Annotated in this window: 9 protein-coding genes; 6 read left to right on the plus strand and 3 right to left on the minus strand. The window is 60.5% G+C overall.

The features are described from left to right. The coding region (locus HMPREF1257_RS12075) for a helix-turn-helix domain-containing protein (RefSeq protein ID WP_369707794.1) at positions 1-473 on the minus strand (473 nt) is incomplete at its 3' end. 463 nt (positions 474-936) lie between these two features. Here HMPREF1257_RS12075 and HMPREF1257_RS11210 point away from each other — a divergent pair. Next, positions 937-1,416, plus strand: coding sequence for a hypothetical protein (locus HMPREF1257_RS11210; protein WP_034659662.1), 480 nt, complete (start codon positions 937-939; stop codon positions 1,414-1,416). A gap of 36 nt (positions 1,417-1,452) precedes the next feature. Here the strand turns inward: HMPREF1257_RS11210 and HMPREF1257_RS11215 are convergent, their stop codons facing one another. Then, positions 1,453-2,691, minus strand: coding sequence for a hypothetical protein (locus tag HMPREF1257_RS11215; RefSeq protein ID WP_023025663.1), 1,239 nt, complete (start codon positions 2,689-2,691; stop codon positions 1,453-1,455). Next, complete coding sequence (locus HMPREF1257_RS11220) at positions 2,688-4,034, minus strand: DEAD/DEAH box helicase (protein ID WP_023025665.1); 1,347 nt, start codon at positions 4,032-4,034, stop codon at positions 2,688-2,690. Before HMPREF1257_RS11220 ends, HMPREF1257_RS11215 begins: the two co-directional genes overlap by 4 nt. A gap of 73 nt (positions 4,035-4,107) precedes the next feature. Here HMPREF1257_RS11220 and HMPREF1257_RS11225 point away from each other — a divergent pair, with 73 nt between their 5' ends. The 5 genes from HMPREF1257_RS11225 (at position 4,108) to HMPREF1257_RS11245 (ending at position 12,460) form a co-directional block, all read left to right on the plus strand. Then, complete coding sequence (locus HMPREF1257_RS11225; RefSeq protein WP_023025669.1) at positions 4,108-4,332, plus strand: DUF3107 domain-containing protein; 225 nt, start codon at positions 4,108-4,110, stop codon at positions 4,330-4,332. Positions 4,333-4,398: 66 nt separating this feature from the next. Continuing rightward, complete coding sequence (locus HMPREF1257_RS11230) at positions 4,399-5,349, plus strand: DUF3152 domain-containing protein (protein ID WP_051138424.1); 951 nt, start codon at positions 4,399-4,401, stop codon at positions 5,347-5,349. A gap of 10 nt (positions 5,350-5,359) precedes the next feature. Then, positions 5,360-6,148: a hypothetical protein gene (locus tag HMPREF1257_RS11235; RefSeq protein ID WP_023025673.1), complete on the plus strand. Its 789-nt coding sequence runs from the start codon at positions 5,360-5,362 to the stop codon at positions 6,146-6,148. Positions 6,149-6,180: 32 nt separating this feature from the next. After that, the gene (locus HMPREF1257_RS11240) at positions 6,181-9,288 is read left to right on the plus strand and encodes an ATP-dependent DNA helicase (RefSeq protein WP_198010524.1); all 3,108 of its coding nucleotides are present in this window, start codon (positions 6,181-6,183) and stop codon (positions 9,286-9,288) included. After that, positions 9,281-12,460 carry an ATP-dependent helicase gene (locus tag HMPREF1257_RS11245; RefSeq protein ID WP_023025677.1) on the plus strand — a complete coding sequence of 1,060 codons (3,180 nt, stop codon included), beginning with the start codon at positions 9,281-9,283 and terminating at the stop codon, positions 12,458-12,460. The genes HMPREF1257_RS11240 and HMPREF1257_RS11245 overlap by 8 nt, the downstream gene beginning before the upstream one ends. Positions 12,461-12,503: the final 43 nt, after the last annotated feature.

The raw sequence follows: 12,503 nt of genomic DNA on the forward strand, positions 1-12,503 counted from the left end.
GGTATTTTCGGCCGCAACCTACGCGCACAAGCCTTTAACTGGGCGGTTTCTGCACGATACGGGCCTTCAGCGCTGTGGTTTCTGCGTACTTCACGCTGAATTGACGAGGCACTTCGCCCTAAACGGCGACCGATCTCCCGCAGCGGCACATGCTCACGAAGAAGATCGGCGATAATAACGCGTTCTTCAAAGCAAATATAGCGATCACTGATGCGTTTATACGGATCCACACCGCCAGGCAAGGCAGGGGCACAAAACCGTCCAGATTCGCTGACGTCATGGCGTTGGCGCAGCGCTTTCATAAGTCTTTTATACGTGGTGGCATCCTCGCCGACAGGTATGAACTCTTTACGTGGCCCTCCGGATTTGATGAGTCCTTTTTCGAAGTCTAAAGACAATCGACGATCAATTCCTACCCCAGCCCCAGCATCACCAACAGGCAAGCTCGCCAACCGAAGGCGTAAGTATTCCACCCTTAACTGTGTTTGGCGGACTTTCCGGGCATACCTCGATAGCCGGATATGGCACCCGGCTTCTGTAGCAACGGCATACGCAGCGGTGGGATGCATTCCACACGTTTTGGCGGCTTGATGTACCGAAAGTCCGCCTTGAACTAGTTCTACAAGCTGTAAAGCCTGGCTACCGCGACGATCAACTCGTTTGGCTTTATGTATGACTGGCAATCCGTGAGAATGGCAAAAATTCAAAGCATGCGCGTAATGACAGCCAAGCTCACCAGCAGCCGAACGAACACTACGCCCACTGCCAACCAAGGCGACCAAGCCACGACGATCCGACTCAGACAACGAATGAAACGGGCCCACAACTCCAGGCACAACAACACCCTCCTAAGGGAAAGTGTTGCAACGACCCTCTGAACTCAAGGCCGTGGGTGGCACAGAAAAAATCCGCGCCGCATTAGTAGACTGGGGATTTGTGTCTAAGCAGAACAAACGCCAGGTAAATAAGCAGCAGCGAGATAAGTCGGCAGCGCCAGCGGCAGCACCGGATAGTGCCCCGCAGTCGGTGCTTATAGGCGCAGGCATTGCCACGGTGCAATCCATCGCGGTTATTTGTTTTGGTATTTTCCTCATCGTGCGCGAAGCGGTGGGCGCGGAAAATGACTCGATGGTTTCTGATTCCGGATCGGGAAGCTTTGTGGGGCTTGGCACCGCCATCTTTATCTTCATCGTCTTTGGCTTCGTCATCGCAGGCGCCTGGGCCATGGTGAAAGGAAAGCGATGGGGAAGAGGCGCCGTGGTCCTCGTAGAGCTCATCCTAGGCGCGAGCGCGTTTCAAATGTATAGCGGTGGATCCCCGGTGCTGGGAACTATCACCCTGTTAAGCGCGGTCGCGGTGCTTTATCTCTTGATGTTTAGGCGCGAGTCCTCGGAGTGGGCCGCCTCGAATTTCTAAGGGACCATTCGCGCGGGAGGCGCGAGTGGCACTCGCTTAGTCGCTGCTGAGGCCAACCACGGTATCGCCCCGGGTTTCTACAATGGTCTCGCCCGCCAACGTGAGGTGGACAGGACCACGGTAGCCGCCGCGGTCGACGGCAATTTCGCGCAGTACCTTCCCGGTAGACCAGTCCACCACAGCTATGCCCTTTTCGGTGGGCATCAGCATGTGCCCAGCCACTGAGATTGGGGTGCCGATGGCGCCGTCAATGACGTGATCGACCCGCAAATCACTGGGGGTTAAAAGGTAGAGGCGTTTCCCATCAAACCACGTCATGTGGTGCGGGAGATCCGCTATGGCTGGGGCGAAAGGGCTTGTACCGGATTCGATGGCGGCGGAAGGCTTTACGGGAGTAGAAGAAAGCTTTTCGCCCTGGTTGTTATAAGACTCGATGTGGGGTTCTGGGCCGGGGATATAGACTGCGGCGGCGTCCTGGCCCACCGCGATAAGCCGCGCCCCATCGCGGGACAAGGAGACATCGGCGTCCATTTCCGGTTCCCGGGAATCCTCCGGGGTGGTGGCTTGAAACCTTAACCAGGTGGTATGTGGGTCCTCCGGGCACGATTCCGTCAGCGCCAGGTTCTCAGTACGCGTCAGCGCCGAAGAAATGGTGCAATCCTCGTGCGGTTGTTTCTGCGATTCTTGCTTGGCTTCCACTTCGCCGTATTCCACGGTGCGCACGAGATCGGAGCGCCACAGATCGATTCGCCCGGCAGAAACGGTACCTACCCGGTCATTGGATTGCACGGGTACAACTTCCGGGGAATTGATAGCGCTGCGGGTGGAGGCATATTCACCCGTCGCTGCTTCAATGGCAACGGTATCCCCGCAGCCCACGCCCGTGCGATAGGTAGCAACCACCTTGCCCCACGCAGTCGATAGCGAGCAAAGCTCAGCATCGCTGCGGGTGTAGGTCCAGGCTGTGGAGCCATCGGCATTAGTGGCGGTAAGCACATCGCCATCATGGCTAATGCTCAAGCCGTGGGCGGAAATGGCGCGGTATTGGCCGGGCACGGCTTGGTTGGGCAGGCTATAGGCGGGGGTGAGCGAGGAGGGGACATCGGCAAGCACGGCCGCATCGCCTTTCCCAGGAACCGCCTCTTGGTGCAGGTCCGCTTGGTGGATATTGGCGGTGGCGACTGCGCCGCCCACCGCAATGGCGCAGACAGCGCCGATGATGCCGGTAGCCTTCCAATCCGCTGCGGTAGCCCGCAAGATGGGGGCCTTAGTCATCGGCGCCCTCCTCGAGGCTTGCCATTACCGCGCCGAGACCGGGACCGAGACTGGGAACGTGGCTTGGGCTGTGCCGCGGACCGTTTACGCGCCGGAAGCTGGCCAATCACGCTGGTGGTCGGCCCCACCTTTTCCTGCACGCCTGCGGGGATGGAAAGCGCCTGGGCAAGCTCCGGGGAGGTGGAAAACCACTGCGGCGGCTCGGGGGTATCAAGCCCTAGTTCATCGTTGATGACCTGCCATTTTTCTAGCTCATCGTAGCCCACCAGGGTGACGGCGGTGCCGGTGTGCCCAGCGCGGCCGGTGCGCCCGATGCGGTGGATAAACGTCATGGGATCATCGGGAACCTGGTAGTTGATGACATGGGTGACATCATCGACATCGATGCCGCGGGCGGCGATATCGGTGGCGACGAGAATATCTACCTCGCCCGAGCGGAAGGCCTGCAGGGACGCCTCCCGGGACTTTTGGCCCAAGTCACCGTGCACGGCGCCGACGTGGAAACCGCGCGCAGCAAGGTCATCGGCCAATTGCGCGGCGGAGCGCTTGGTGCGGGTAAAGATGATGCTGCGACCCCGGCCTTGGGCCTGTAGGATATGCGCGATGACCGGCACCTTATCCATGCGGTGGGCCTGGAAGGTGACCTTGCGGGTGGTTTCGTGCGTGACCTCATCCGCCTCCGATTCGGCCCGGATGTGTACGGGCTTATTCATGAACTGCCGCGATAAGTTCAAAATGGCGCCTGGCATGGTGGCAGAAAACAGCATTGTCTGGTGCGCGTTGCCATCGAGCGCTTCCAAAATGGCCTCTATGGAGGGCAAAAAGCCTAGGTCCAGCATCTCATCGGCCTCATCGAGTACCACGATGGCAACTTGGCGCAGAACCAGATCGCCGCGCTCGTGCAGGTCGAGCAGGCGGCCTGGCGTTCCGATGACCACATCAACGCCGCGCTGGAGGAGCTTAATCTGCTCCTCGTAGGGGCGCCCGCCGTAGATAGAGGCGAGGCGGACCGGCAGGTGCGCGGCCGCGTCCTGCAAATCCGCGGTGACCTGTTGGGCAAGCTCGCGGGTGGGAACGACGATGAGCGCCCGCGGCGTCCCATCCAGTGGGGCAATATCCGCGTCATCAAAAACGCGATCGAGCAGCGGCACGCCAAAGCCAAAGGTCTTGCCCATGCCGGTGCGCGCCTGGCCAATGAGGTCTTGGCCATTGAGCGCAATGGGCAGGGTTAATTCCTGGATTGCAAAGGTTCGCGCGATGCCACGGTCAGCGAGCCCATCGCAGATTTCGGCGGCCACGCCGAGTTCCGCGAAGGTCGGTGGCTGGGGTTTTATGACAGACACACCTTGATAGTAGCCGGGATGGTTATAGTGGGGCCATTGGCATGTAAAACTCTAGTTAGAGGAGGATAATTTTATGGATATCAAGTTTGGTTTTGCAGATACCCCGCGCGAGCTGATCATTAGCACCAGTGGTGAGCAGGCGGAGCTAACGCAAAAGATTAATAGCGCCCTGGCAGAAAACTCCACGTTGGAGCTAGAAGATGACAAGGGCCGCAAGTACCTCGTGCGCACTGAGCGTGTGGTGTACGTCGAGGTTGGTGCCGCTAAGAAGCAGTCCGTCGGATTCGCCGGCGCCTAAGCTTGGGGCGTTCTAAAGGTTTGCTAATTCAGTTTTTGAATAGACAACCGGGTACCCTCAATGCCTATGGAAAGTAGGCAGAATCGCAAGGCTCAGCAGAGCCATGGGCGAATTCCGGATCACCCGAACCCGGTGGTCCGGTTCGCCCGCCGGTACGGCTGGTGGCGTGTGGTGGCTATCCCCGTGATGGTGCTGCTTACCGTCTGGGTGATTGTGGATATCGCGTCTGGCTCTTCGGCCGATGACAACGGCGATGCATCCAGCGCGGAAACCACCGCAGCCACTCCTACCCACGAGGATCTCACGGGCCCCGACCCCGCGAATGCGGAGGCGGTAGAGCGCGAGATCAGTGAGATGCCCCCTGGAAGTGACTTCACCAAAAAGGGCAAGGGCACTTTCCACGGAATCGGCCGCCCCGGCGCTGTAGCCGGCGAGGGTGGCGAGAAAAAGGTGCGCTATTCCATCGAGGTGGAAGATGGGCTCAATACCGCTCCCTATGGCGGAGATGATGCCTTTGCCGCAATGGTGGAGGCAACCCTTGCGGATCCACGCGGGTGGACCGCCCAAGGCGACTTCGAATTCGAGCACGTCGCCTCCGCAGACGATCCCGATACCCGCATCCAGCTGACCTCTCTGACCACGGCCGCTGAGCGTTGTGGCGAGAAGATCGAGACGGAAACCTCCTGCCACACCAAGTTTACCGGCGAATCCACCACCATCATTAATGAAGCGCGGTGGGTGCGCGGGGCCACGCCCTTTGAGGGCGATTTGGGCAATTACCGCCAGTACGTCATCAACCACGAATTGGGCCATGCCATTGGCTATGCCTCCCACCAGCAGTGCGGCGGCGAGGGCAAATTGGCCCCAGTGATGATGCAGCAGACGCTGAGTTTGAACAATAAGCAATTGCATGACCGCAATCCCAAGGAGGTCTATCCTGATGAGGATGTGACCTGCGAGCCTAACCCGTGGCCATATCCCAATCCGGAGCAAAGGGATCCCCACCAACCCCAATAAGGAGTACTGGATGCCGCTTCCCCCAGAGCATGTTTTAAGCGCCTTCCACGCAGAAACCGGTGCGACTGGGTCGCGCCGGGCCCAAGGCGATCAGCTGGGCCCAGTATGGGATAACGGCATCAAGGTGGGCGACGTGGTTTACTCCCAGGCCGGCCCCTTCGCGGCATGGTCTGCCAAGGTGCGCGAAAAACTAAGCGTGCCGGGCGCGCGGGTATCGCGGCCGGTTCTCGCGAGCGACGGCCGCCACACCGCCGCCGGATGGAAGGCGACGCAGTTCCTTCCCGGCGAGGTCGCCGGGCGCATCGATGAAGCAGCGCAGACGGCCTTGCGCTTGGACGATGCCATGGCCAATGCGCCTGCGCCGCCGAGCACGCACCGCGATGATGCCTTCGCCCGCGCGGAGCGCACCGCCTGGGCGGAGACGGGGGAGGCCTACGATAAGGCCGCGCTTGCTGATGTCCCCTTGGTCACCGCCCATACCGCCCTGCTGACCACCACGGTCTTTTATGGGGCGCACCCACCAGGGATTGTGGATATCGTGCCAAGCCAATCCGCGCGCCCGGCCGGGTGGAGCGCCGCGCTCGTGATCGTGGATGGTTTGATCGCGCAAGTGGTAGATGATGATATCTGCCAGCGGTTTGGCCACGTGCCGGGCATGCAAGAGCTTTTGCTGCGGGCGGTGTCTTACCGCCGTCATATCAATGATCTTAATCCACGGTCGCGCTCGAATGTGCGTTCTAATATTGAGAGGGTGGAACAGTTTCTTGTGTCTAGGGGATCTGCGATACTGGGGCGGTGAGTTACAATCCCCATTCCACCGCCCGCGCGGGAGTGGTCTTACCGCCGTCGCCACAGGTACGACTCATCGCCCGCACCCCGTCCGCACATGCCCGTTCCTGGCCCGTTGAACTGCCGGAGACCGGTACCTGGAAGGTAACCGGCACCGCCGGAACCGGCGTATCCAGTTTTCTTATCGATACTGTCATTCATGCCCTCGACCGCGCTCAGGTCACGGGGGCAGATCCCTCTGGCATCCTCGTTGTCGCTGCCTCCAAGGAATCCGGCGCTCGCCTGCGCCGCGAGCTTTCGGAGCGCCTCGAAGATTATGCGGCGCAATCTTCCATGGTCCGCTCCATCCACTCCTTGGCCTTCGCCCTCTTGCGCAGCGCCAGCGACGAGGAATTGCGCCTTATCACCGGCGCGGAACAAGACGCCGTTATCCGGGAATTGCTAGAAGGCCACGCTGAATCCGGCCACGGCGAATGGCCGGAGGAAGTTCGCCCCGCCTTAGAGTATGTAGGTTTTGCCCGCCAATTGCGCGATTTTCTTTTGCGCTCCATCGAACGCGGCCTCAGCCCCGCGGATCTGGAAAACCTTGGCGCCAAGTACGGCCGTGGAATGTGGAGCGCGGCCGGTACATTCCTGCGCGAATACGAACGCGTCCAAGCCCTGTCCGGGGCGCATTCTTATTCCGCGGCAGAGCTAGTCAACCAAGTCTTGCTGCGCCCAGAACTTACGAATTCGCACCCGTGGCACACCATCGTGGTCGATGATGCCCAGCTATTGGATCCCACCGCAGGCAAGCTCATATCCCGCTTGGCCCCGGATGCACAATTGCTGGTCATAGGCGGCGATGCAGATCAATCCGTCTTTGCCTTCCGCGGTGCCAACTCGCAGTTCCTTGAGGAATTTCCCGTGGAACACTCCGTCGAGCTTTCACATCCGCACCGCAGCGGCTCCCCGGCCTGCATTTCCATCGTGGATTCTGAGGGCCGCCTGCGCGATGTGGTGGCCGATACCGTGCGTCGCCGGCATTTGGACGATGGCGTGCAGTGGCGCGATATCGCCGTCATCGTGCGCTCGACGGCGGATATTGGCCAGATGCGCCGCACCTTGCTGGCCGCCGGGGTACCCGTGCATATCAGCCCGACCGATGTCATTTTGGCAGAACAGCGCCTAGTATCTGCCATGCTCCTTGCCCTGCGCGCCTTGGAAGAAGACCTCAGCAATGCGGAACTCGAGGAGTTGCTTACCGGGCCGGTGGGAGGGGCGGATCCCGTCACCTTGCGTCGCCTGATTCGTGGCCTGCGCCGGTGGGCGCCCGATACACGCGGAATGGATAGCCTGCGCGAGCTCTTGCAGGGCGAGCTGCCGGACTTCAACGGGCAACTGACAGAACGCGAATTTTCCATCTTGGAGCGTGTGCGCGCGGTACTTGCCGCGGGCCGGCAGGCTGTACAAGCCCAAGCTTCCGTGGAAGAGGTCTTGTGGGAAGTATGGAGCGCCACCGAGCTGGACATGCGCCTGCAGGCATCAGCTTTGCGCGGCGGAGCCACCGGCTCACAGGCGGACCGTGACCTCGATGCCATGATGGCACTGTTTGATGCCGCCGGTGATTACTCTGAGCGCCGCCCCGGTTCCTCGCTGCAGTCCTTTTTAACCCACATCACCGAACAAGAACTCCCCACCGGCGTGCGTGACCGCCGCACCGCCACCCCGCAGGCCGTGGAGATCATCACCGCCCACGGTGCCGTCGGCCGCGAATGGGACACCGTCATCGTCGCCGGAGCCCAAGAAGGCGCGTGGCCCTCGCTGGGGGAGACCGGATCCATTTTTGGCCAAGAAGATCTCATCGATCTCCTAGACCGCGATATTGACCCCGATACCCCCGTCAGTCACATTGCCTCCCGTCTGGCAGAAGAGCGCCGACTCTTCCACGTTGCCACCACGCGCCACCGAAACCGGTTGCTGATCGCCGCGGTGGAAAACCCCAATGAGGACGCCTTTGCAGAGCCCTCCCGCTTCATCTCGGAATTTGCGGGGCGCGGAGTTGATGTGCCGGGGACGAAGGCGCGCCGGGAAGCCAGCCGCGCCTTGCGCGCCGCCCAATTTCCCCGCGAGCTGGGTTTGGACGTTCCCGAGCCAGCACCCGTGTCCCTGCGCGATGGGCTCGAGGTCGATCCCCTCGACGTGGCGGTGCTTTCTGTGCCCTCCTTTGTGGCGCAATTGCGCCGCGTGGTCACGAACCCAGATGCCGGCGAAGTGGAGCGGCGTCAGGCAGCCCGGCAGCTGGCGCGTTTAGCACAGGCGGGAATCCCAGGCGCCCATCCAGATCAATGGTTCTCCGCACGCTCTGTGGCATCGCATACGCCGCTGCGCGGCAGCAAGAGCCTTTCGCCGTCCCGGGTCGAAGCCCTGCTTAACTGCCCGCTCAAGGCGATTGTGGGAAACCTCGCTGAAGATCCCAGCGGTGCCGAGCACCTCCTGCGCGGCACCATGGCCCACTCCTTCTTGGAGGCCATCGGCCGCGGCATGGATGCGGAAAAGGCCCGCCTGCTCGTCATGGAGGCCTATGAGCTCATCCTGGACGTTCCGCAGTGGCAACTACAGAGCAAGTTGGAAGAATTCTCCCGCCTGTTAGAGCGCACGCAGCAATGGGCACAGCAGTCCGAGGTTAAAAATGAACTCGCCGGGGTGGAAGTACCCGTCTACGTCGAGGTCGCCCCGGATATTCGGGTAGGTGGATTCATGGACCGCTTGATGCAGGATGGAGACGGAAATTACCTGGTCGTGGACCTCAAGACCGGCAAATCTGCAGCGACGCAGGCAGAGGCAGAAGAAAACCGTCAGCTAATGACCTACCAATTGGCCTTGTCCCGGGGCAGCTTCGACGGGCAACGCGTGCGCGATGGCGAAGGTATGCCGCGCGCGGGCGGGGTGCTTGTTTATCCCGGAAAAGATTCCAGCAAAATTACCACCCGCACTCAGAGTCAGCTCACCGCGGAGGCGCTGGAAGAGTTTTCCACATTACTGCCACCCCTGGCAGCGGAACTGCGCGGTCCGCAACTGACCGCGCGCACCAATAAGGATTGCGATAAGTGCCCCATTCGTACCATCTGCCCAGTGCAGGAGGAAGGAAAGATGACCATCCATGCCTAAGCAGGATTTTTTCCCGGAACAAATAGCGAAAGCACTGGGCAAGGACTACCCACCCACTGAGGAACAAGCCCACGTCATCGAGGGTCCTTTTGGCCCCAAGCTTGTGGTGGCCGGCGCGGGTGCCGGTAAGACGGAAACCATGGCCTCCCGCGTGGTCTATTTGGTAGCCAATGGCTACGTGCGCCCAGAGGAAGTGCTGGGGCTGACCTTTACGCGCAAGGCGGCGCAGCAGCTAGAACAGCGCATTCGCCGCCAGCTCATTCAGCTGCGCGATTCCGGCCTCATCGTTCCCGGCAGCCCCGCAGCGGAGGCACTTAACAATATCGCGCCCACCGTGGCCACCTATGACTCTTATGCCGGCGAGCTCGTGCGTGAATACGGCCTTTTGGTCCCAGTAGAGCCCTCAGCGCGAATCATCACGGAGGCAGAGCGCTTCGCTATTGCCTACGACGTGGTGAAAAACTACGGCGGCAAATTATCGGATGAAAAGACCTTGGGTTCCATTACGGAAGTCCTGCTCAAGATCACCTCCGATATGGACAATTCCTTGAAGGATCCGGATGATATCGCCGAATTCGCACGGGATTTCCGCGCCGATATAGACAACCTGGAAAAGGCCCCGAGGACGAAGGGCGAGTATTCCAAGGACCTGCAGAAGTACATCAATGTCCAGGATCTACGCGTGCAGTACGTGCCTTTGATCGAGGAACTCAAGCGCACGCAGGCAGAGCAGCAGGTCATCACTTTTGGCGAGCAGATGTCTGTGGCAGCGCGCCTTGCGCAAGAGCACCCGGCGGTGGGCAAGCAACAGGCGCAGCGCTACCGCGTGGTCATGCTGGATGAATATCAAGATACGTCTTATGCCCAGCGCGTACTCCTGCGCAGCCTCTTTGGTGGGGAACACAAGGACATTTCCGTGACCGCGGTGGGCGATCCCATGCAGGCCATTTATGGCTGGCGCGGGGCTACCTCAGAAAACCTCACCGCGTTTGTGGAGGATTTCCCGCAAGCCGATGGCACGCCTGCTCCCAAGGATCAGCTCACTACCTCGTGGCGCAACCCGTCGGGTGCCTTGGAGCTGGCCAACTCGGTGGCGGCCGGGGTCTTTGGGGGCGGCCCGCGGCCCGTCGATGAGCTGCACGCGGCCCCGCACAAGGGCGAAGGCGAGATTGAGCTGGCCTATTTCGCCAGCGAAGACGAGGAACACGAGTTTATTGCGCAGAAATTAAGGCAGCAGTGGGATGCGCGCGAGGGCGAAGGCTTTTGCGCAGCGGTGCTGGTGCGTACCAACCGGCAAACCGCGGCCATTGCAGCAGCCTTGGATGCCGTCGATGTCCCCAATGAAATCAATGGCCTGGGGGGACTGCTGTGGCAACCGGAAATCCAGGACCTCGTAGCGCTGGCGACCATGCTGGTGCGGCCGGAAGACGCGCAAGCGGCCCTCCGCATTTTCGCCGGGCCCATTTGCGGGCTGGGAATGGGCGATATTCAAGCCCTTGCCGCGCGCCAAAAGAACCTGGCGGGGGCAAAACAAGAGCGCCTGCAGTGGGAAGAGGGCATGGATCCAGAGGAATACCTGCGCGCCCAATTAGAGCAACTTACGGCCGAAGGCCCAGACCAGACGGTGGGGCTTGCCGATGCCCTGGCAGATCTCGGCGAGCGCGATCGCTATACCCCGCAGGGCTTGGCGCGTATGGAAGAGGTATCTGCCAAGCTGCGCTACCTGCGCACCTACTGCCTGTCTAAGCCTTTAAGCGATCTCTTCGCAGACATTGAGGCCATCTTCAATATCCGTACCGAGGTTCTTGCCCGCGGCAGCGCTGGCGGAGCCACACACCTAGATAAATTCGCTGATATCGTCGCGGGCTTCCACGGAGACTCCTTGTATGCGCTCCTAGATTATTTGGAGCTAGCCCGCGAGCATGAAGATGGCCTTGGGCTTGGGGAGGTTCCAGCTTCCACGGATCGCGTACAAATCATGACCGCGCATAAGGCCAAAGGCTTGGAGTGGGAGCATGTCTATGTGGTGCACGCGGATTCTTCGAGTTATAAGGCCCAAGCAGAGACCTTTTTGACCAAGATCGAAAAGGTGCCCGGTGAAGATGACTACATTGAAGTTTCGCCAGATGCGGTCAATCGCTCCGAATTCGAAAAGGCCTGCAAGGCATTCCTGGATGATGACCGCGCGCATAACGCGGAGGAGGCAGCCCGCCTCTTTTATGTGGCCTTGACCAGAACCGAGTCCACGCTGACCGTTACCGGCTCCGGCACGAATAACCGGACGGGCAAGGCTAAGAAGGGCCCGTACGAGTACCTCGAAAGGCTAAAAGAAACCTTCCCCCAGTACGTAGGGGAGTGGACGGTGCCCGAAGAGCCGGTGGACACCTCGGCACATGCGGCAGAAAGCGGGCTCTTCCCAGCCCTTGAAGCCGATCCGGATTCCCTAGCCGGCGCGGATGCGGTGCTAGCCGCCATGGAGGACCTTCCTGAGTTAAGCCACGGCGAGACCTTCGAGCTGTGGGAACAGGATGCGGGCGCGCTCATTGAGGAATACAAGTCCCTGCAGCAACCGGTTGTGGATGTGGAACTTCCCAGTGAACTTACCGCTTCTGACATGGTGGCCTTGGGCAGCGATCCGCTACAGTTTGCGCGCCGGCAACGCCGCCCGGTGCCGTTTAAGCCCAATTCCTATGCCAAGCGAGGCACCGCCTTCCACGCGTGGTTGGAAGAGCGCTTTGGCAGCCCCGCGCTGCTAGGGGAAGAGGAATTGCCGGGCATCGATGAGCCGGAGGACTTCGACCTAGAAGAGCTCAAGGAATCCTTCTTGAACTCCGAGTGGGCGCAGCGCCAGCCGGACTTTGTGGAGGCGCCGTTTGAAATCACCATCGGCAGCGCGGTGGTGCGCGGGCGAATGGATGCCGTCTTCCGCTTGGCAGATGGTACCTGGATGGTGGTGGATTGGAAGACTGGTCGGCCGCCGAAGGGTGCGGCCATGGACGCGGCGAAGATTCAGTTGGCGGTCTATGCCGAAGCCTGGCGGCGCATCCACGGTGGCGATAAAATCCGCGCGGCTTTCCATTACGTTCACGATGGTTATACTTTTGAGCCAGATACTTTAGCCCAAGGCGAGGAGCTACGTAGCCTGCTTGAATCGTCAGTAGCAGGCCATTAAGGCTAAGGTATGGGGACGGAACGCGGACGGTGAATGGATAGTT

The sequence above is a fragment of the Corynebacterium sp. KPL1814 genome (assembly GCF_000478175.1).
In the GTDB taxonomy this organism is placed as follows: domain Bacteria; phylum Actinomycetota; class Actinomycetes; order Mycobacteriales; family Mycobacteriaceae; genus Corynebacterium.

Excerpts from the sequence above, each read along its gene's own strand:
- HMPREF1257_RS11245 (WP_023025677.1), top strand. The coding sequence starts at position 9,281 with ATGCCTAAGCAGGATTTTTTCCCGGAACAAATAGCGAAAGCACTGGGC.
- HMPREF1257_RS11230 (WP_051138424.1), top strand. The coding sequence starts at position 4,399 with ATGGAAAGTAGGCAGAATCGCAAGGCTCAGCAGAGCCATGGGCGAATT.
- HMPREF1257_RS11235 (WP_023025673.1), top strand. The coding sequence starts at position 5,360 with ATGCCGCTTCCCCCAGAGCATGTTTTAAGCGCCTTCCACGCAGAAACC.
- HMPREF1257_RS11225 (WP_023025669.1), top strand. The coding sequence starts at position 4,108 with ATGGATATCAAGTTTGGTTTTGCAGATACCCCGCGCGAGCTGATCATT.
- HMPREF1257_RS11215 (WP_023025663.1), bottom strand. The coding sequence starts at position 2,691 with ATGACTAAGGCCCCCATCTTGCGGGCTACCGCAGCGGATTGGAAGGCT.